19 protein-coding genes, 2 tRNA genes and 1 pseudogene are annotated in these 18,986 nt (G+C 45.2%); 15 read left to right on the plus strand and 7 right to left on the minus strand.

Going from position 1 to position 18,986, the window contains the following annotated elements; all coding sequences use genetic code 11:
* Positions 1 to 857: IS982 family transposase (locus tag NHN17_RS22340; protein ID WP_255044863.1), on the plus strand; the 857-nt coding region annotated here is incomplete at its 5' end.
* On the opposite strand, the gene NHN17_RS22345 is transcribed toward NHN17_RS22340, so the two are convergent.
* The 3 genes from NHN17_RS22345 to NHN17_RS22355 form a co-directional block, all read right to left on the minus strand.
* Positions 820 to 1,044, minus strand: coding sequence for a hypothetical protein (locus tag NHN17_RS22345; protein ID WP_255044864.1), 225 nt, complete (start codon positions 1,042 to 1,044; stop codon positions 820 to 822). The genes NHN17_RS22340 and NHN17_RS22345 overlap by 38 nt on opposite strands.
* 202 nt (positions 1,045 to 1,246) lie before the next feature.
* Positions 1,247 to 1,390: a hypothetical protein gene (locus NHN17_RS22350; RefSeq protein ID WP_255044865.1), complete on the minus strand. Its 144-nt coding sequence runs from the start codon at positions 1,388 to 1,390 to the stop codon at positions 1,247 to 1,249.
* 75 nt (positions 1,391 to 1,465) lie between these two features.
* Positions 1,466 to 3,709, minus strand: a complete 2,244-nt coding sequence (locus NHN17_RS22355; protein WP_255044866.1) for an acetyl-CoA hydrolase/transferase C-terminal domain-containing protein — start codon at positions 3,707 to 3,709, stop codon at positions 1,466 to 1,468.
* A 343-nt stretch (positions 3,710 to 4,052) separates the two neighbouring features.
* Between NHN17_RS22355 and NHN17_RS22360 the strand changes: the two genes are divergently transcribed.
* Both NHN17_RS22360 and NHN17_RS22365 read left to right on the plus strand, forming a co-directional pair.
* Positions 4,053 to 4,415, plus strand: coding sequence for a phasin-related domain-containing protein (locus NHN17_RS22360; protein WP_255044867.1), 363 nt, complete (start codon positions 4,053 to 4,055; stop codon positions 4,413 to 4,415).
* Between the two features lie 131 nt (positions 4,416 to 4,546).
* Positions 4,547 to 6,241, plus strand: a complete 1,695-nt coding sequence (locus NHN17_RS22365) for a wax ester/triacylglycerol synthase family O-acyltransferase (RefSeq protein WP_255044868.1) — start codon at positions 4,547 to 4,549, stop codon at positions 6,239 to 6,241.
* 230 nt (positions 6,242 to 6,471) lie between these two features.
* Here NHN17_RS22365 and NHN17_RS22370 read toward each other — a convergent pair whose 3' ends face one another.
* The gene (locus tag NHN17_RS22370; RefSeq protein ID WP_255044869.1) at positions 6,472 to 6,738 is read right to left on the minus strand and encodes an acyl-CoA-binding protein; all 267 of its coding nucleotides are present in this window, start codon (positions 6,736 to 6,738) and stop codon (positions 6,472 to 6,474) included.
* Positions 6,739 to 7,107: 369 nt separating this feature from the next.
* Between NHN17_RS22370 and NHN17_RS22375 the strand changes: the two genes are divergently transcribed.
* The 11 genes and pseudogenes from NHN17_RS22375 (at position 7,108) to tnpC (ending at position 17,110) form a co-directional block, all read left to right on the plus strand.
* On the plus strand, positions 7,108 to 8,745 hold the full coding sequence (locus NHN17_RS22375) for a GMC family oxidoreductase (protein ID WP_255044870.1): 1,638 nt from the start codon (positions 7,108 to 7,110) through the stop codon (positions 8,743 to 8,745).
* Between the two features lie 251 nt (positions 8,746 to 8,996).
* On the plus strand, positions 8,997 to 10,094 hold the full coding sequence (locus NHN17_RS22380; protein ID WP_255044871.1) for a PGAP1-like alpha/beta domain-containing protein: 1,098 nt from the start codon (positions 8,997 to 8,999) through the stop codon (positions 10,092 to 10,094).
* A gap of 97 nt (positions 10,095 to 10,191) precedes the next feature.
* Complete coding sequence (locus tag NHN17_RS22385; RefSeq protein WP_255044872.1) at positions 10,192 to 10,953, plus strand: metalloregulator ArsR/SmtB family transcription factor; 762 nt, start codon at positions 10,192 to 10,194, stop codon at positions 10,951 to 10,953.
* Between the two features lie 111 nt (positions 10,954 to 11,064).
* The gene (locus NHN17_RS22390) at positions 11,065 to 11,559 is read left to right on the plus strand and encodes a phosphatase domain-containing putative toxin (protein ID WP_255044873.1); all 495 of its coding nucleotides are present in this window, start codon (positions 11,065 to 11,067) and stop codon (positions 11,557 to 11,559) included.
* A gap of 259 nt (positions 11,560 to 11,818) precedes the next feature.
* Entirely contained in the window at positions 11,819 to 12,820 is a 1,002-nt protein-coding gene (locus NHN17_RS22395; RefSeq protein WP_255044874.1) for an ArsJ-associated glyceraldehyde-3-phosphate dehydrogenase, read from the plus strand.
* A gap of 83 nt (positions 12,821 to 12,903) precedes the next feature.
* Entirely contained in the window at positions 12,904 to 14,130 is a 1,227-nt protein-coding gene (gene arsJ / locus NHN17_RS22400) for an organoarsenical effux MFS transporter ArsJ (protein ID WP_255044875.1), read from the plus strand.
* A 222-nt stretch (positions 14,131 to 14,352) separates the two neighbouring features.
* Positions 14,353 to 14,428, plus strand: a tRNA-Gly gene (locus NHN17_RS22405).
* 78 nt (positions 14,429 to 14,506) lie between these two features.
* Positions 14,507 to 14,593: transfer RNA gene (locus NHN17_RS22410), tRNA-Leu, on the plus strand.
* A gap of 274 nt (positions 14,594 to 14,867) precedes the next feature.
* The gene (tnpA, locus tag NHN17_RS22415) at positions 14,868 to 15,188 is read left to right on the plus strand and encodes an IS66 family insertion sequence element accessory protein TnpA (protein WP_255044876.1); all 321 of its coding nucleotides are present in this window, start codon (positions 14,868 to 14,870) and stop codon (positions 15,186 to 15,188) included.
* Positions 15,189 to 15,193: 5 nt separating this feature from the next.
* Complete coding sequence (gene tnpB, locus NHN17_RS22420) at positions 15,194 to 15,538, plus strand: IS66 family insertion sequence element accessory protein TnpB (RefSeq protein ID WP_255044880.1); 345 nt, start codon at positions 15,194 to 15,196, stop codon at positions 15,536 to 15,538.
* A gap of 59 nt (positions 15,539 to 15,597) precedes the next feature.
* Positions 15,598 to 17,110 (plus strand): annotated as a pseudogene (tnpC, locus tag NHN17_RS22425) (IS66 family transposase).
* Positions 17,111 to 17,261: 151 nt separating this feature from the next.
* On the opposite strand, the gene NHN17_RS22430 reads toward tnpC, so the two are convergent.
* Genes NHN17_RS22430 through NHN17_RS22440 form a run of 3 tightly spaced genes read right to left on the minus strand, consistent with a single transcriptional unit; the run spans position 17,262 to position 18,578 of the window.
* A complete protein-coding gene (locus tag NHN17_RS22430; RefSeq protein WP_255044877.1) occupies positions 17,262 to 17,579 on the minus strand; it encodes a DUF202 domain-containing protein in 318 nt (105 codons plus the stop codon).
* The gene (locus NHN17_RS22435; RefSeq protein ID WP_255044878.1) at positions 17,576 to 17,947 is read right to left on the minus strand and encodes a YidH family protein; all 372 of its coding nucleotides are present in this window, start codon (positions 17,945 to 17,947) and stop codon (positions 17,576 to 17,578) included. The genes NHN17_RS22430 and NHN17_RS22435 overlap by 4 nt, the downstream gene beginning before the upstream one ends.
* Positions 17,948 to 17,954: 7 nt before the next feature.
* A complete protein-coding gene (locus NHN17_RS22440; protein WP_255044879.1) occupies positions 17,955 to 18,578 on the minus strand; it encodes a Crp/Fnr family transcriptional regulator in 624 nt (207 codons plus the stop codon).
* Between the two features lie 185 nt (positions 18,579 to 18,763).
* On the opposite strand from NHN17_RS22440, the gene NHN17_RS22445 reads away from it, so the two are divergent.
* Entirely contained in the window at positions 18,764 to 18,925 is a 162-nt protein-coding gene (locus NHN17_RS22445; protein WP_255044881.1) for a sodium:solute symporter family transporter, read from the plus strand.
* Positions 18,926 to 18,986 lie beyond the last annotated feature (61 nt).

An 18,986-nucleotide genomic window follows, 5' to 3' on the forward strand; every position in this document is an offset into this window, starting at 1 on the left:
TCGATGACTTTTGTAAGGCTTTTCTACCTCAGTGGCAAAAACTTCAGCTTGAAAGCGGTGAGCGTAAGCGAAACCGCAAAGGTCGTATGTCTGAAAGTGAAATAATGACGATTATTATCGCTTTCCATATGTCACATCAGCGTGATTTTAAAAACTTTTATCTTGGTCTTATCCAACGTCACTATAAAAGTGATTTCCCCACTTTACTCAGCTACACACGTTTTCTTGAAGTGATGCCGTCAGTACTCGTTCCTTTGAGCTCTTTTTTCACTCATGTCAAAGGTATGCCAACCGGTATTGAATTTATTGATTCTACAAGCATTAAGGTTTGTCATAACCTACGTATCCCACGGCACAAAGTGTTTAAAGGAACTGCGGCACGAGGCAAAGGTACCATGGGGTGGTTCTATGGCTTTAAGCTTCATATTATCACTAATCATCTAGGTGATATTGTCGCAGCCAAGTTAACACCAGCAAATACGGATGACCGAAAGCCCGTTCGAGAGCTATCTAAAGGGTTACTCGACAAGCTTTATGCTGATAAAGGTTATATCAGCAAAGCACTGACTGAGGATTTAAAAGATGAAGGGATCACTCTCATTACCACTCACCGTAAGAATATGAAACCTAAGGTATTAGCCGCTTGGGATAGAGCTATGATGTCAAAAAGGTTCATAATTGAAACGATTAATGACCAACTGAAAAATATCTCTCAGATAGAGCATTCACGACATCGAAGTTTGCACGGGTTCATGCTTAATCTACTCGGTGGATTAATTGCTTATTGTTTAAAGCCAGAAAAGCCATCGCTAAACATCACTAGCACTGAGCAATCAGGGTTGATGGCGATGGCTTAAACCGATCTGAGGTTAGATAGAAAGGAAAGGTGATGCTGTCATCATCCTTGAAGGCAAAGCCAGAAAGGGCAAGCAGGCACTGAACGATTAAGCTGCCCAAAAAGATGGCGCCAGCTAATTGCATGGCAAAGATTAAATCGACTTGCTCGGTAGAATGACCTTCATCATTTCCATAGCTTCCCCTCACTGATACCCACCACCTCAATGGTTGTGTTATGGGTGGTTTTATTTTAAATATAGTCACTAATGTAAATGATGTGCCAGAAGAAACAACATGATATTTAGCAGTTTATAATCGGTGAGATAGTAATAGTGAGAGAGTACGCGAGACAGGAGCTGTATGAATCCCAGATGCTGGTAGGGCAGCATCTGGGAGATAGAATTGCGGTTTACTTGTCTGAATCTTCCTTACGTTTTATCGGTTGGTCACCGATGGTCGTTTTTCCTGGGCAGATTTTTTTCACTGGACACTTTGGGCATCCCCATATTGCAGCATATGGACACAGTGCCATTTCTTTACTTTTTTTCGACATTGAATACCTCATTGCTTTTTATTGCGATATAAGAAAACTGGGCCGTTGAGAGCCCAGTTTTTATTAACACATTGATCACTTCACTAGTTCAGCGATCACTAACTTGCGAGTAATTTTTTCTTGAAGATTCTCAGGCTTGTCGAGGCCAACACGTTTAAGCAAAATGTCTACATCATGGCCTGCTTTCGGTGCAGACAAAGATTGAGCGATTGCTTTTAGCTTGCCTGTTGGTGTTGAACACTTAGACTTCAACGCTTTTAGCGCTTTGCCCAGTTTCAACTCTTGCTCGGTAAAGCTACAACCAAATGGGAATGGGCCGAAAATATCTTGGTCGGTGTACTTCTTGTAGAAAGCTTGAATGGCTTCTGGGGTGTTGTTGGTGAACTCTTTCGGGATTTGGTAATCCTTAGCCACTTTCCCCGCCGCTTTAGCTTCGTCTAGAAGTTGCTGTTGGAAGCGTGAGTCGGCAATTTTGATCAACTCTGTGTATACCACATGATCAGGCTTGCTTCGTAGGTTAGCAATACCGTATTCGGTTACCACAATATCACGCAACTGGCGTGGGATGGTGTTGTGGCCATAGTTGAATAGGATGTTCGAGCGTAATTTGCCTTTGCGGAACGAGCAACTACGGATTTTGATGATAGAGCGTGACTCGCGCATTTGCCCAGACTGGGCGACAAAGTTGTACTGTCCACCAACACCACTGACGACTTGGCCGTTTTCAAGTGCATCAGACACCACTGAGCCATCCAGTGTCACCATCATACCTGAGTTCATAAAGCGAGCATGTTGACGCTGCGCTTGTTTTAGCTGTTGGTTGCCAAGGAAGTGATCGTACAAGTCATTGACATAATTCACACTGGTCATGCAAAACTTGTCATGATCTTCCTGAGTGAAGTTATTCAGTTCTTGGTAGAAGTCTTTCGGACCAATAAAGAAAGCACCGTGCATGACCGTACCACCTTTGAGGCGTTGGCCTAGTGCGTATTTGGTGATCCATGCCAGAGCATCTTCGTCTTGGATGTTGGCTTTACTGGTTCCGTCATTGGTGACTAGCTTACCGTCAACGTACTCAACGTTGTTGTTGAAAATACCAAAGCGTTTCAGGTATACCACATCTGCAGCAGTTAACTCGGCTGAAATCGCCTCTCGCTCTAATAGTGCGAGCAATGTGATTGCAGAGACGTCATGGCTAATCAGCCCATCATTGAGGAGGCGTTGAATCGTGAGATCTTCGAATACTTCGCGCTTTAAGATCCCAGCCCGGTAAAGGTGCACAAAACCATCGACCATCAGTTCGCTACAGCCGTAAAGCCCTTGTTCGAATACGCCGGTATCTCCCACTTCTTTACAGATAGGGAATTTTTCGTAGATATTGAGCTCAGATAGCATCTTGTTGTAGATGCGGTTTTTCTGGTGGCGTACCAAGGCACTATAGCTAAGTGCGCTACTGAGCGAACCAATCCCAACCTGAAGCGTACCGCCGTCTTTGATTAGAGCGCTGGAATAAAGGCCAATCATATGATCTTCAGCTGAGATGCTGGCATGAGGCGCGGCAAACAGTTGGTAGTCTTTGTGATCTGGCAGGATATTGCCATCCAAGATGAAATCAAATGTAGAGCTAGCCACTTCAGCATGATTTTGCATGAATGGCATATTGCTGTTTACCTCACCGATAATGGCGATATTTCGGCCTTGTGCATTTAGCTCTTCGATTTCAGGGATAAAATCCAACGCGAGATCTGAGTTACTGCATAAACTGTAGGTCGTTACGCCGTCGATAGTGCGGGCGGCAACCAATTGACCGATGACATTAACACCTTTATCAAGCAAGTCACGAACAGCGTGGGTGTAGTTAGTCGAGGTGTAGTTCTGCTGTTGTGGCGAGTTCATGAAGCTGCCAGCTTTGAAGAAGAACTCGCTGATGGTGACATTGCTTGGTACTTTGCCTGCACGAAGATCCATGACGTAATCGATGTCTGGCACATCAGCAAATTCACGGGCAACAAAAGGTTCTAGGAAGCCGCGCTCAATTTTACTTTTGCCAACGGGTTTCTCAAGGGTGATCCCAGTTTCGATACGAAGATTGATACTCGGGTCTTTCTTGGCTCGTTGATAAAGCGCATTAACAAAGCTTACTGGCTTGCCGATAGCAAGCGGGGCACCCAACACAATATCCTTACCCACAGTTGCAATTATCTGATCAACCATTTCATCTGGTGTGGCAACAACAGTAGCGGGAGCTTGTGTGGTGTGTACAGACGTTTCAAGGGGTGGGGTTGGGAATGATGAATCGTTGATTTCTAAAACTGACATAGTGCATTCCTTGTTCGATGTTATTCATATAAGTTCTTATTGTTGTTATCTCCCCATTGTTACCCCTGAACTTAGAGCGTTCACTCTATTTTTGGACAAAAAAGCCCCAAAATTTTCTCGTTGTCCTGTTTTGGGACTTTTGTCACGCGTATGCGCAATGAGTATTGTTAGTGTATCGGTATGCGCTGAAGTTATTGTTTTCAGAAGTGGAAAGATGTGTGAGCGACTTTCCAACTCCTTCCTTGAATTAGAAAGATTGATCTAATTTTCCTTGGTAGGGTTGAAGCATCGAGTATTCCCAAGTTATTTGGGTACTACATCTCTCTGATTTGTTGAGGATAAAATGATGATTAACCCTAAAAAACTTATTGGTAGTGTTAAATCGGCCACCCAGATGGGTGAATCTTCAGTTCGCACTGTGATTTGGGCTGGGCTTGGTGCATACAGCAAGGGTGCCGAGCAAGTCGGTATGGCGCAGCATATGATGACTAAGCAACTGCAAGATTTGGTTTCTAAAGGCAGTGAGGTGGAAACTGAAATGGTTGAGCGTATTCAAGATACGAAGCGCGGATTGTTCGGCCAGGCTGAATCGCAATTTAATCGCGGCTTTAATGCAACCTGCGGTATTGACCGTGATCGTATGAGTAACTTTGAGAAGAAAGTCGATCACCTACAAGATATTGTAGAAAAACTGGCTGCAAAGTAACGGATTGTACACATTAAGCGACAATGGCAAAGGGACAGACCTTGATTGGTGGTGTTAGCCCCACAACGTGATTAACGGGCAGTTAACGTTATCAATCAGACCATGCCAAAACGCAAAAAAGGAAAAGATTTATGCCGAGTTTGTCTCTGCTGGATTTCAGCTTCATTGCCTTTGAAACGGCAAAAACCCCTATGCATGTTACTGGCTTGGTTATTCTTGACCCACCCAAAGATCATGCAGGGACTTACGCCCAAGAACTTTACGCCAGTTTTTTGCAGCAGCCAGAAATGGTCCCGCCATTTAACTGGAAGCTCAACTGGTCACTGACGGGCCGTCCAAGTTGGAGTACGGTCAATAACGTAAACTTGGAAGATCACCTTCGCATCACCATGCTTCCTTCCCCCGGCAACGAACAGCAGTTGCAGCAGGTTGTTGGTCGCTTACATAGCCAAGTACTGGATCGTAGCCGTCCAATGTGGGAAGTCTGGGTGATTGGCGGGCTAGAAAATAGCCGAGTAGCGCTGGTACTGAAAGTTCACCATTCAATGGCCGACGGTGTGAAGGCCAGTAAAATATTTACGCAAAGCTGTGCAACATCGGTTGAAGAGTCATTCACTAAGCCTCTGTGGCAATGTGACTTGAGAAAAACACCGCGCCAACGCCGTGAGGAATCTCACCTAACCGATATGGTAATGAAAACGGCGGTGGCTGCCACCAAGCAGATCTCGTTGATCCCATCCATGTTCCGCTTGGGAAGTAAATTGGCACTCAAAGCAGTGAATCTCGCTGATTGTGATTTGAAGGTGCCATTCACTGCACCTAAAACACCGTTTAATCTGAGCCCTAAGCGTAGCCGAGCAGTTAGCCTCGGTCACTTCTCCATTTCTCAGCTTAAGCACATCAGTCGGATCACTGGGGCGTCAATGAACGATATCCTGTTTACCATCAGTGATATCGCGCTTAACCGCTATCTTAATGATCGTGCTATCCCTATCCGTAAGCCATTGGTAGCTATGATGCCTATCAATCTACGTTCAGCTGGGGAAGAAGGGAAACCTGGCAATAAGATGTCGATTGGTCATGTTGAGCTAGGTAAACAGGGTTTATCACCGCTTGAACGCCTGGAGTCTATTCAGCATGCAACCACGGATCTGAAAAATGAAGCGCTGAATATTTCACCGGATGCGTACATCAATTACTCGTTATTGGTAAATGGTGTTTCTCTGTTCAGTGGTAAGTTCGGTCTGAATAATTTTATTCCACCTGCTAGTAACCTGTTGATCTCCAATGTTCCTGGGGCCAAAGAAGAGCTTTATTTCATGGGGGCCAAGGTGTGCGAGCAGTACCCAGTATCATTGCTGATGCCGGGGCAGACGCTGAATATCACCTTCTTCAGTAACGCTGGCATGATGTACTTTTCGCTGGTGGCGTGTAACCAATCGCTACCGGGCTTTGAGGTGATCACGGACTACATGTGTGATGCGTTTGCTGAAATCGAGCAAGAAGTGATGGAAACGGCTGCGCAGGCAGTTGCCGAGCAGTTGGGTTACCAGCATGATGAGTCATTAGCGGTCGAGCTTGCTGTTGAAGCGGCCCAGGAATCTCTAACTCCAGAAGATGATGAGTTTGAGCAGCTTTATCAGCAAAAACAGCGTAAAGTTGAAGAGCTCGAAAAACAACTGGCAAAATTGACTGAAATGCTATCAGCAACGGTTGAGATTAATCCGGAAACGCCGGCTAAAAATCAAGATGAGCTGAACAATGCTCCGAAAGCCACAACGCAAAAGCGAGTGGTTAAGGTTAGAAAAACCAAGAGCGCTAGCTAGTTCCGTACTGCTGTAAGATGAAAACTGAAAGCTAGGCCAGTGTAAATTGGCCTAGCTTTTTTCTATCTATGGGGACCAGCGAGGAACGTTAGCAACCTGATATTTATACCAACCTACATAAATATTTGATCAGCTTTGCAGGTGAAAATACTTGATCAACGACTTATCTAGATTGGTATAAGGTAACAAAAAAGGCCGCATAGCGGCCTTTTTTGTCAGGGAGAAGCGACTTAAGCGTAAGCTGCAGCCAGTTCGCCAACTTTGTCTACATACTGCTGCATTGCAGTATCTGCGTCCATACCTTTTAGTTTTTCCCAAGCGTCGTATTTTGCGCCGCCCTTGAAATCAAACATACCTGGACGCTTGCCTTTAACGTCACCGTCAGTGGCTTGCTTGAACAGAGAGTAGAGTGCGAGTAGCTCGTCGTTAGATGGGCGTTTAGTCAGTGCTTTTACGTCAACTTGAGCTTGTTCAAAACTCGTTTTTAAATCTGCCATGATGTGTTCCTTTACTTGTTCCTAGCCAGCACGAAATAGTGTGCCGAGATAATTGATGAAAACTCTAATTATCCAGTCAATGGATTAGAGTAAACCATTAGGTTTATGAATTAAGAGAACGCTAGTAATAGCTTTATTCCTTTAACATATACATATTCACACTGGTCTGAGCTCTTGTCTTGCATTAAATGCAAAAAGTTTAATATGGATCACTTTTTATTTTCACCAAAAAAATAAATGCTAACTTGTACTGTATTTGTCTACAAAGAAATAAACTACACTATGATTAAATAACACTTAAAATTAGATGACAAAGACTGGGTTAAATAATTGGCTGGCTGATAAAGGATATTGCATTGAGGGAATGTTATGTATGACTTCATTATTGTAGGGGCCGGCTCGGCAGGATGCGTGCTTGCAAATCGATTATCATCCGATCCGTCTATAAAAGTCTGCCTTATTGAGGCTGGCCCAAAAGATAGTAGTCCGGTGGTTCATGTCCCTCTGGGTCTTATAGGGATGATGCACTCGAAGAAAATGAACTGGCGCTTTTATACCGACCAAGAACCAAACTTGAAAAGCCGCCAGTTGTTCTGGCCGCGAGGCAAGACGTTGGGAGGCAGTTCATCCTCAAATGCCATGTGTTATATCCGCGGCCATGCCAGTGATTATGATGAGTGGGCGTCGCTTGGTAATCGAGGTTGGAGTTTCGCTGATGTGTTGCCTTTCTTCAGGAAGTCCGAAACTCAAGAGCGTGGTGGAGATGATTATCATGGGGCTGATGGGCCTTTGCATGTCTCTGATCTTAGGATAAATAATCCGTTGTCGGATGCCTTTATCAACGCTGCTGAGCAGGCTGGCCATCGGGTTTCAACAGACTTCAACGGTGAAGAACAAGAAGGGGTGGGCTACTATCAGGTCACTCAAAGAAATGGTCAGCGCTGTAGTTCGGCAGTGGCGTATTTAAGACCGGCAGAACAGCGCCCGAACCTGACGATTATTACCGATGCAACAACCACTAAGGTACTGATTAAAGAGGGTAAAGCGTTTGGTGTTGAGTACCAAAAAGAGGGTGAGCTGCAACAGATCACGGCAAAGAGAGAAGTCATATTAAGTGGGGGGGCGATTAACAGCCCTCAGTTACTGATGCTATCTGGCGTCGGTGATCGTCAAGAACTGGAAGCACACGGTATTGAAGTAAAACATCACTTGCCGGGAGTCGGTAAGAACCTTCAAGATCACCTTGATGTACTGGTGGTGACTCGTGAGCGCACCTTTCATTCGGTCGGTTTTTCGCCTGTTGCGTTAACCCGTTCAATCAAAGGTCTTTTTGATTATCTATTGTTTAGAAAGGGGAACTTCACTACCAATATTGCTGAGGCGGGTGGTTTTGCTAAGACCTCTCCCGAGCTTGATAAGCCGGATGTCCAGTTTCATTTCTCCCCTTGTTATCTAGATAACCATGGCTTGAACCTCTGGCAAACCATCAAGCATGGTTACTCGCTACATGCTTGTAATCTGCGCCCGAAAAGTCGTGGTAGCTTGGGGTTGAACAGTGCCGACCCGTTGGCGCCGCCACGTATTACAGCCAATTACTTAAGTCACCCAGAAGACATGGACGTGATGCTTAAAGCCATCAAGTTGTCACGACAAATCTTAAAGCAAGATGGCTTTAACCATTACCGTGGCAAAGAGGTATTCCCTGGAAAGGACGTACAGACGGATGAAGAACTGGCGGAGTTTATCAGACAAAAGGCCGAGTCAATTTATCACCCTGTTGGCACTTGTAAAATGGGGCATGATGCGCAGGCGGTGGTCGATGAGCGACTTCGTGTTCATGGGGTTCAAGGTTTACGGGTTGTCGACGCTTCGATTATGCCCACTTTAGTGGGGGGCAATACCAACGCCCCAACCATTATGATTGGAGAAAAAGCCGCTGATATGATCTTAAATGATATTTCAATTAAGAAATCAAACAAAGAAACAGTTAAAGGCTGTGTTGCTTAAGTAGGTAATGATAATAAATTGATTGGCACGGTGAAATTATTTTCATTGTGCCTTTTTATATATTATAAACATTAGTATGAACATTCTAATTTTATATTCTATTATAATATGTTGTTAAATTTAATTACCCCTCCTCTGTGTGCCTTTTTTAAACTGGATATACCAGTATCTATACCTGCTAAAATCGGTTGTTAATTCTAACCCATATGCTTAATATCAAACGATATAGAAGGAATGTATTTGAGGTAGTAATGATTTCTAAAAATGAATGGAGCGACAAGCTCAAAAGCCTCAAGGACGATATTTCTAGCAAAGTGATAGAAAATTCGGAGTTTGCCAAACAGCGTGTTGTCGATTTGCTTGAGCATGGATTACCGCCAGCACAGAGTGATGCGCTATTAGCAAGCTTCAATGGAATAGTTGGAGACCATTTGCTCCAAAGGAATAGCCGGTTTGCCATCCCTATGGTGTTTACTGACCATACCCAGCATCTAAGTGATGAACCCGAAGAACTGGAAGCTCAATTGCCAGAGGCGTCGAGTCGTATTGTGTTGTGTGTCCATGGTTGGTGTATGGCCGATAAAGGTTGGATCAGGAAAGGGCATGATCACGGTAAGCAATTTCTTAATGCTGGCTATTCAGCAATTTACTTGTGGTACAACACAGGTAATCACATCTCCTTAAATGGTGAAGAGTTTGCCTATCGGTTAGAAAAATTGCTGCAGGCTTGGCCGTGCGAAGTCAAAGAGTTGGTGATTATTGGTCACAGCATGGGGGGACTGGTAACCCGCAGTGCTTGTTACTATGCAGGGCTCAACCAGTTACAGTGGCTGAACGTACTACGTACATTTATCACCCTAGGGACACCGCACAATGGTGCACCGTTGGCCAAGGTCGCCTGTTGGATCGACGAACAAGTCTCTGGTACACCGCAACTGAAGTTTCTCAAAAAATTGGGTGAGATCCGCAGTAGCGGTAGTAAAGATCTCAGTCGAGGCTATATTGTTCATGAAGACTGGCAAGTTCCTGATATCCCGGTGAAGCAACCTGATCAAGACAAGGCCGTGGGTACCGCGCTTATCCAGCGTCCTACGCTACCGGATAGTGTCCAGTGCTACGCGATTGCGTCTTGCCTTGGAAAGAATATCGAGGATGAGAATAATCGCCGCCTCGGTGATGGACTCGTCCCTGTAGCAAGTGCATTGGCTAATAGCTCGAAAGGTGTACTGGCTCTGAATTACCCTGATGATCATAAGTGGGTTGTTGGAGGAGTGGACCATCTCGATTTGCTCAACCACCCTGCCGTGGCAGCAAAAGTGAGTGAGTGGGTACTCAAGCATACTGTTTAACGTTATTGAATTACTGCCATTCATTCATCAAGGGATTTACATATAAGGTAAAGCATATATAATGCTTTCCATATGTAATTCACTTGCCGCGAGTCACATGAAACGTATTTTATTTTTATGTACCGGAAACTCAGCCCGCTCTCAATTAGCCGAAGCCACAATGAGGCACATGGCGGGCGAGCATTACGACGTTGTTAGTGCAGGGATGGCGCCAGAGGAAGTAGACCCTCGTGTATACCGTGTATTGGCTGAGCGCGGCATTAATAGCGATAATTTGAAAAGCTGTTCTGCAGTAGATCTTGAAGGACAGCATTTCGATACGGTTATTACGCTTTGTGATAAAGCCAGTAATGAGTGTGCTCTGTTTCCGGATTCAGACGCACTTCTTCATTGGGACTTCAAAGATCCCAAACCTCAAAGCGGTGATCAACCTTTCCGCGATACACTTGATGGTTTAGAAGGTCGGATTACTTTGTTCTTGATGCTTAATGGGCAAGATCAGGACTCGGTAATTGGTCCCGTTGAGCTGTTTAAAATTCTTAGTGATCCACTTCGCCTCCGTATTCTGATGTTAATTGAAGATGAACAGGCACTCACTGTTGGTGACTTGGTCGACGTGCTTGATGTTAGTCAACCGAAGGTCTCTCGCCACCTTGCTTTGCTGCGCGATGGCGGTGTATTGGAAACCCAGCGGGAAGGGCAGTGGATCTTCTATTATTTAGCCAAAGAGCTTCCGATCTGGATCCGCCATATACTTGCAACAGTGAGAAATGGTAATTCCGGTATGATCAATGGCGAGAAGATAAAGCTCAGCCAGCGTAGTGAGCGAAAAAAGCCGGGCTTTAGCAAATTGAGCTAGGCATCTAGCATTCGATGATTATACAAACGCTCGGTCGTATGACTTAGGTTGGTGTGACCGAGCGGTTGATGAGATTAATTAGAACTAAGTTACTTATTTATAGGTGCAAATATGTCAAATACACACCCGTTCTGGACGCTGCCTTTAGAAGATAGCGGCACACTGCTACTAACCCCATGTCCAGGCACAAAAGAAGTATCACTGCATGATTCTCTTGTGCAATTGAAAGAAGCCGGCGCAACCGCAGTATTGACGGCATTGGAGCCTGAAGATCTCCCTGAGGGGGGCTTGGAGGCTTTGGCTGAAGAATGCCGTGGCCTAGGTATGCGTTGGTTCCATCTTCCAATTGAAGATGACTGCGCACCGGAGGCGCAATTTGATGCTAACTTCCCTGAAGCCAATAAAGCAGCTCAGGCTATTTTAGATAACGGTGATGCGGTTGCTGTTCACTGCATGGGTGGTTCAGGCCGTACCGGTTTGATTGCAGCACGTATCATGCTATCTCGCGGTGCAGAATTAACCTCTACTATTGAGAAGATCCAAGCGCTGCGCCCTGGAGCTTTCCAGCGTCAACCTCATATTGACTACATCCAGCAATACAAGTAAACCCGATAGTCATAATACATCTAATTTAATGCCCTGCAATGCAGGGCATTTTTATATCTGTGGTATAGCTTCAGGTACCTAGACGCGGCGCAGCTATAATCTGCTTTGTGATGTTAGTTAAATCGATGAATCACACCAGCGATGCAATAAATAATCTGAAAAAGATCTGGAAAAGTAGCTCTGAACTGGCTAGTATATCCGATATACCATATATACGAATTATCATATATTAAAGTTTACGGTTTAAGGAAAATGGATTATGGCTATCAAAGTAGGTATTAACGGTTTTGGTCGTATTGGTCGTTTGGCGTTGCGTGCAGCGTTTGATTGGGACGAGGTTGAGTTTGTCCAGATCAATGACGTAGCGGGCGATGCAAAAACATTGGCTCACCTGTTAGAGTTTGATTCAGTCCAAGGCCGTTGGCATCATGCTGTTACTTCTGACGGACAATCCATGCAGATCGGCGATGCTGTGATCAGCTGTACCCAAGAGCGTGACATCGATGCGGTAGATTGGTCTGGCTGTGACGTTGTACTGGAAGCAACCGGTGTTCACCGTCAGATGGAAAACCTAAACAAGTACTTGGCACAGGGTGTTAAGCGTGTTGTTGTTTCAGCCCCTGTTAAAGATGACAGCGTTCTGAACGTTGTTGTAGGTGTGAATGATTACCTGTTTGATGCCGATAAGCACCAGATTGTGACAGCTGCATCTTGTACGACTAACTGTATTGCACCTGTTGTTAAGGTTATCCACGAAAAATTTGGTATTGAGCAATCGTCGTTCACGACTATTCACGATCTGACCAACACTCAGACTATTCTTGATGCGCCGCATAAAGATCTACGCCGTGCTCGCGCTTGTGGCATGAGCCTTATCCCAACTACAACCGGTTCAGCCAAGGCTATCGTGGATATCTTCCCAGAGCTAGAAGGTAAGATTAACGGCCACGCTGTTCGCGTACCGCTGGCGAATGCTTCTCTGACCGATATCATTTTTGACTTGAGCCGTGACGTTACTGCTGAAGAAGTGAATGCCGCGCTTAAAGAAGCGTCTGAAAATGAGCTAGCCGGTATCCTTGGTTTCGAAGACCGTCCGCTAGTGTCTATTGACTACAAAGGCGACCAGCGCTCGACTATCGTTGACGCGCTATCAACGATGGTTGTTAACGACCGCATGGTAAAAATCTACGCTTGGTATGACAACGAAATGGGTTACGCAACACGTACTTCTGAACTGATCCGTAAGGTTGGCTTGGCATAAGTAAAGCGTTCTCCAATGGGCCAGTCCACGCTAAACATATCGTGGACTGGCCTTAGCAACAAACAGTAGAAGTGAGTTATTGCATGATTTCGGCTATTGCCAACCTCTCCAAAGACGTTCGCCAGTACATGCTGGTGACATTCAATTACTGGAACTTCACCATTACCGACGGCGCATTGCGCATGTTGGTGGTGCTGCATTTCCACCAGTTAGGCTACTCTTCTCTTCAAATCGCCTCTCTCTTCTTGTTCTATGAATTCTTTGGAGTGGTGACCAACTTAATTGGCGGCTGGTTAGGGGCTAAGCTGGGCTTGAACCGTACCATGAATATTGGTTTGGCGATGCAGGTTGGTGCGTTGGTTATGCTTGCAGTTCCATCAGCATATTTAACTGTTCCTTGGGTCATGTTGGCGCAGGCCTTATCGGGTATAGCCAAAGATCTGAATAAAATGAGTGCCAAGAGCGCAATCAAAACGCTGGTACCCGGCGATCAACAGGGTGCTTTGTATAAGTGGATTGCGATCCTTACCGGCTCGAAAAATGCCCTCAAAGGAGCTGGCTTTTTCATCGGCGGTCTGCTTTTAGCCGTGATTGGATTCAAAGGTGCAGTGCTGGCAATGGCAGTTGTACTAACATTAGTGCTTATCTTAAGCCTTGTGTCACTTGAAAAAGACATGGGTAAGGCTAAAAATAAGATCAAGTTCAAGCAGATTTTCTCGAAAAGCTCGAGCATCAATATTCTCTCTGCTGCCCGCATGTTCCTATTCGGGGCGAGGGATGTCTGGTTTGTTGTCGCACTGCCGATCTACTTGAGTCAGGTTTTTGATTGGGACCACACCATGGTGGGTGGCTTTCTGGCACTGTGGGTAATTGCTTACGGTTTTGTTCAGGGTATTGCCCCTAAAATTACCGGTAAAGCCAAAGGGACGGTTCCGGATGGCCGCGCCGCGATGGGGTGGGCTGGGTTGCTAAGCATTATTACCATTGCAGTAGCACTGGGTGTGCAGCTCAACTGGCAGCCGGAATTAACCATCGTTGTTGGTTTGTTGATCTTTGGTGCGGTCTTTGCCATTAACTCTTCACTGCATTCTTATCTGATTGTCAGTTACGCTAAAGATGACGGGGTGTCGTTGGATGTCGGCTTCTATTACATGGCCAATGCCATGGGCCGACTGATTGGTACCATACTCTCTGGTTTGATATATCAAATGGCAGGTCTAGCTGCGTGCTTGTGGGTATCCGTCGCTTTCTTGCTCGTGACAACGATTATCTCCATTCGCTTGCCTGCTCATCCAGAAGCAAAAGCGTAATCTGATTAAATAATGTTGCAGCCCAGCCTACACCGCCGGGCTGCTTTTTTACGATGAAGAAAGAGAGTCACTTAGAAAATTCTGGTTGAAAAATGTGACATATTGCAGGGTGTTGATCGAGTTTTATCCAGTTGAATCAAAAGACTAAAAAAACGTATTGACTCATTTCTGTAATCGGTTAAAGTACATCTCGTCTTCAAGGCAAACCCTAGAAAGACTACTGCGACACTAGCTCAGCTGGTAGAGCGCAACCTTGCCAAGGTTGAGGTCACGAGTTCGAACCTCGTGTGTCGCTCCAAACATAATTCTTACGGCAACAGCGGTAAGGTAAAGATGGTGTTTAACTTTTCAGTTAGCGCATCGCAATGAATTGCGTGCCCTGGTGGTGGAATTGGTAGACACAAGGGATTTAAAATCCCTCGACGTTCGCGTTGTGCCGGTTCAAGTCCGGCCCGGGGCACCATCAAATTAAAGGCTTACAAGCTTAGCTTGTAAGCCTTTTTTCTTTTCCGAATATCATAAATCAAACACTACAGAAGTTGAGTCGTCGGGTGGCTTTGATATCTTTCTTGTTCTTTAACTCTGAAGCCTATGTGTAAGATTATTCAGATTAGTTGCGCTCATCTAAATCCATTTGTAGAAAAGGCCTACTGTTTCGTAAGCGCCCCATAAACACCGCATTCTAATAGCCTCAGTCCCCAATTATGATCTTACTTCACCAACACGGAGGTAAGATCATGGCTAAACGACGCAGTGACCAGGAATGGCATGCATTATTCGAGCAATACGAAGCGAGCGAACTCACTCAACGTGCCTTTTGTGAGCAGAACAATCTCAGTCCATCGACCTTTTTCGCTAAGCGGCAACGGCTACAGCAAATAAGTACCAACCAACACAGCGGCTTCGTTAAAGCACAATTAATCGAAAAGACCACCCACTATCAATCGGTGCACACGCCAGTAGCGAATATGACACTCTCTTTGGGTGAGGTTGAACTCAGCATACCGCCGGGTACGCCAGCTTCCTATATTGCGGAGTTGATTGGAGCGCTATCGTGAAAAGAATGCTCAGTGCGCCAAACATCTATCTGTATCGAGAGGCTGTCGACTTCCGCAAGTCGATTAATGGTTTAGCTGCCATCATTGAATCTGAGACCGATCTGCCTCTAGGCTCAGGCTCCTTGTTCCTCTTCACCAATAAACAACGTGACAAAGTTAAAGTACTGTACTGGGATAAAACTGGCTTCGCACTCTGGTATAAGCGCCTTGAAAAAGCCAAGTTCAAATGGCCCTCGAAAGAGAAGAATGCGGTCTTCAGCTTGAGCGATTTTGAGCTTGATAGGTTGCTCTCTGGCTTCACTATTATTGGCCACAAAGCGGTTGAAATACACGATTTTACAATGAGTTAATCATAACAAAAGGCTTATCTATCAGGCTTTTATCATGTGCGTTTAGTATAATAAATGCCATGAAAACGACACCTAACATTAACCCAGAAAGCCAAGATGTTGCCGAGCTTCAAGCGATGGTAAGAGCATTGATGGCTGATAAATCTTCCTTGATAGAGCAGTTCAAGCTAGCGCTTGAGCGCCAGTTCGCAAAACGCTCAGAGGCCCTAAAGCCTTACGATGAGGCGCAAGGCGACCTGTTTAACGAGGCAGAGTCTGAGTTAGTGAAAGAGGAAGAGACGCAAGTCACTTCACCGAAAACCACCAAGCCGCGAGGCAAGCGCAAACCACTGCCCAAAGACCTACCGCGTGAGCGTATCGTTCTTGACCTTGATGAGCAGGAAAAGCAGTGCCCTTGCTGCCAAGGTGAGCTGCATAAAATCGGTGAGGACTGCAGTGAAAAACTCGAGTTCACCCCAGCGGTACTAAAAGTGCTTGAGTATGTTCGACCTAAATATGCGTGTCGCCAGTGTGAGCAGCAAGCTGACCAAAGCCAAATACATCAGAAGCCATCACCACAAAGCATCATCCCGAAAAGCTTCGCCACAGAAAGCTTGCTTGCCAATATTATCCTCGGCAAATATCAATATGCGCTACCACTCTATCGTCAAGAGACGTTGTTCAGCCAATCGGGTATCGAGCTCTCTCGAACCACGATGGCAAGGTGGGTAATACAGGTGAGTGAGCAGTTCGCACCGCTTTACCAGGTGCTCAAACGTCATCTTCTTAAACAAGTTGTTGTTCACGCCGATGAAACTCCACTCAATGTGCTCAAAGAAGAGAAGCAGGCATATATGTGGCTCTACTGCTCGGGCGCAGACTCCCCCAAAGCCAGTGTTGATGGTACAAGAAACATCGTCTTGTTCGACTATCAAAATAGTCGGGCAAGTGCTTGCCCTGCGGCCTTCTTAGGTGATTACCATGGTTACCTTCAAAGTGATGGCTATGCAGCTTACGACCGACTCGATAAGGTGACCAATGTGGGCTGCCTTGCTCACGCTCGTCGCAAGTTCATGGACGCTAAAAACCTGAAGGGTAAAGGCAAGACAGGTAAAGCTGACGTAGTTCTGGCGAAAATCCAGAAGCTTTACGCATTGGAAACGAGGCTGAAAGGCAGCACGGCTGAGGAGCGTCTGATAGCAAGGCAGACTCAAGCAAAACCAATATTAGATGACATCCATCACTGGCTTACTACCCAAAAAGTAGTTGAGTCGAGTGCGCTTGGTAAGGCCATCAAATATACCCGAGGACAGACAGTGGCCGAAGTTGGTTCGTTATATCGATGACGGGCATTTATCTATCGATAATAATCGTGCCGAGCGTGCAATTAAGTCGCTGGTTATTGGGAGAAAGAACTGGCTCTTTGCCGATAACTCGCGAGGTGCAGATGCAAGTGCGATGCTCTACAGCATCATCGAAACGGCTAAAGCGAATGACCTAATCCTTTACAACTACATGGTTCACTGCCTGCAAGAGCTCGCCAAACCTGAGCCGGATATCGACTCGCTGCTTCCTTGGAACTTCGATTATTAAAGCGCGCCACGTGGGATCGTGGGGCGCTTACGGTTAAATCACTTTGGTTGGGCAATATTGATAAGCTAACCAGTTTATTCTGGTTGCCAGCTAGATGAGCGACTTGTCATTGCCAGCACGTGGCAGCCATGAGAGCGATGCATTCAGTCCCCTAAATTTTTGGGGCCCATAAATAGGTAAAATAGCCAATTGCTAATAGTGCAATCAGCAATGACAGATAGGATTTAATCCAGCACTCCTTGATTGAAACCGTCATGTCATTGTCGAATACCTGAGTAAAACGATAGCGGCAGTAAAATGTTCCTAGTATTGCCGACAGCATCGTAATTACGCCTATTACGGGTAAAGCCGTGATGTCACCTTGTTCGGTGACTTTGAGAAATAGTAGCCCCAGTGCGAATAAAACCAGTTGGGTTCTTAGCCAGGACATGGCGGTTCGTTCTGGCTGTAAGCCTGGATCCCTTGTCATAATAGAATAACCAAGATAACTATAACGGTAAGAAATAACATGATAAGGCTAATGATTTTGAGAAAACCGGTATATTTCAATTGGGCATTGGTTCGCATAGCCTTTTCATTCTGTGACCAACGGCGGTATGCAAAAATGGCTAGAAGGCCTGAGCAAAGGCATAAAAAGGATGAGAGCAACATTCGCACAAGGGGATCGGCAAGGTCGGGGGTGAGCTGATCAATACCGATAGCTCCGGCCAGTAATGCAAGAGCTGTACGTATCCAGGCCAGGTAGGTTCGCTCGTTTGCTAGAGAAAAACGGTAATCAGGCGCTTCCCCTTCATTGCGCCAAGTATGTCTGGGGAGTCGTTGTTTGATGCGTTTCATTGGTTATCTATTTAATTAGTAGTGACTTACGGTAGTCTGCCAATTGCTGCAGATTAACAGGTTGTGGCTTGCGACTGTTTCTTTCTAATATTCCTATACCTTTCAGTATCTTGCAGTACCGAATAACCGTTGTGGTATCAGTGCCGCTGTACTCGCCAATCTCACGGTAGGTCCAAGGGTATTCAGGGTATGTTTGAAACATATAAAAAATCGTATCGAGAATACGTTTCTTGGCACTAAAGGCATTAAATTGCATCAGCCGTTTTTCTGCTTCTCCTAATTCAAAACACACTTCCTGCATTAAATAACTAGCTAAATCCGGCGATATAGTATCGAGTGATTTAAAATCGTTTACATTTATCCGAACAATAGTGCTGTCTAACATCGCTCTGGCTGTAGATGGGTATCTTTGTGCGGTAAACAGAGAGCGATAGCCAAAGTAAGAGCCTGGTCCATAGATCCTTAGTAACGATTCTTTTCCGTTTTCAGAAACTTGATATAACCCGACCAACCCTTGTTCAACATAGTAAAAACCTTTTGCAGACAATCCATTATGATAAACAGCTTGTTTTTTGCACACGGCGACAGTTTCTATGTGATCAGTTAAATTCCTGAGAATATCAATAACCATTGTTAGATCACTACGATGAAAATGAGTAAAGATAGCTTACCTGATAATAAGATAAACAAATATGATCATCGCCATAAATTTGAGCTTGCTGATCATGTAAAATTTATACTAATGAAATCGTTTACAAGCACATAATTGCAGATATTAGTTGGAGTTTACATATCATGGATTTGGCAAGCCTTTTCATGGATATATTAGCAACAGAGGCCTTAATGCTAAAAATTACAGTATTGTTCGGTGCTGTCATGAGCTCGTTCAACAGTGGTGTCAATAGCCTTTCGACACTTGTCAGCTTGGATATTTACAAGCAAATCATCAATCCTAAAGCTGACGCTATGTTCCCTTAAGTTGTTGCTAAACTTAAAGTAGGCAGCAACTGGAGGGAATTTTTATGCTCCAAGCCCACTT

Origin of the sequence: Photobacterium pectinilyticum (genome assembly GCF_024357955.1) — a bacterium.
Lineage (GTDB): Bacteria > Pseudomonadota > Gammaproteobacteria > Enterobacterales > Vibrionaceae > Photobacterium > Photobacterium pectinilyticum.

Coding starts and splice junctions, on each gene's coding strand:
- NHN17_RS22395 (WP_255044874.1), top strand. CDS start 11,819: ATGGCTATCAAAGTAGGTATTAACGGTTTTGGTCGTATTGGTCGTTTG.
- NHN17_RS22375 (WP_255044870.1), top strand. CDS start 7,108: ATGTATGACTTCATTATTGTAGGGGCCGGCTCGGCAGGATGCGTGCTT.
- NHN17_RS22380 (WP_255044871.1), top strand. CDS start 8,997: ATGATTTCTAAAAATGAATGGAGCGACAAGCTCAAAAGCCTCAAGGAC.
- NHN17_RS22440 (WP_255044879.1), bottom strand. CDS start 18,578: ATGGTTATTGATATTCTCAGGAATTTAACTGATCACATAGAAACTGTC.
- NHN17_RS22445 (WP_255044881.1), top strand. CDS start 18,764: ATGGATATATTAGCAACAGAGGCCTTAATGCTAAAAATTACAGTATTG.
- NHN17_RS22390 (WP_255044873.1), top strand. CDS start 11,065: ATGTCAAATACACACCCGTTCTGGACGCTGCCTTTAGAAGATAGCGGC.
- NHN17_RS22350 (WP_255044865.1), bottom strand. CDS start 1,390: ATGTCGAAAAAAAGTAAAGAAATGGCACTGTGTCCATATGCTGCAATA.
- NHN17_RS22385 (WP_255044872.1), top strand. CDS start 10,192: ATGAAACGTATTTTATTTTTATGTACCGGAAACTCAGCCCGCTCTCAA.
- arsJ (WP_255044875.1), top strand. CDS start 12,904: ATGATTTCGGCTATTGCCAACCTCTCCAAAGACGTTCGCCAGTACATG.
- tnpB (WP_255044880.1), top strand. CDS start 15,194: ATGCTCAGTGCGCCAAACATCTATCTGTATCGAGAGGCTGTCGACTTC.
- NHN17_RS22355 (WP_255044866.1), bottom strand. CDS start 3,709: ATGTCAGTTTTAGAAATCAACGATTCATCATTCCCAACCCCACCCCTT.
- NHN17_RS22370 (WP_255044869.1), bottom strand. CDS start 6,738: ATGGCAGATTTAAAAACGAGTTTTGAACAAGCTCAAGTTGACGTAAAA.
- tnpA (WP_255044876.1), top strand. CDS start 14,868: ATGGCTAAACGACGCAGTGACCAGGAATGGCATGCATTATTCGAGCAA.
- NHN17_RS22360 (WP_255044867.1), top strand. CDS start 4,053: ATGATGATTAACCCTAAAAAACTTATTGGTAGTGTTAAATCGGCCACC.
- NHN17_RS22365 (WP_255044868.1), top strand. CDS start 4,547: ATGCCGAGTTTGTCTCTGCTGGATTTCAGCTTCATTGCCTTTGAAACG.
- NHN17_RS22435 (WP_255044878.1), bottom strand. CDS start 17,947: ATGAAACGCATCAAACAACGACTCCCCAGACATACTTGGCGCAATGAA.
- NHN17_RS22430 (WP_255044877.1), bottom strand. CDS start 17,579: ATGACAAGGGATCCAGGCTTACAGCCAGAACGAACCGCCATGTCCTGG.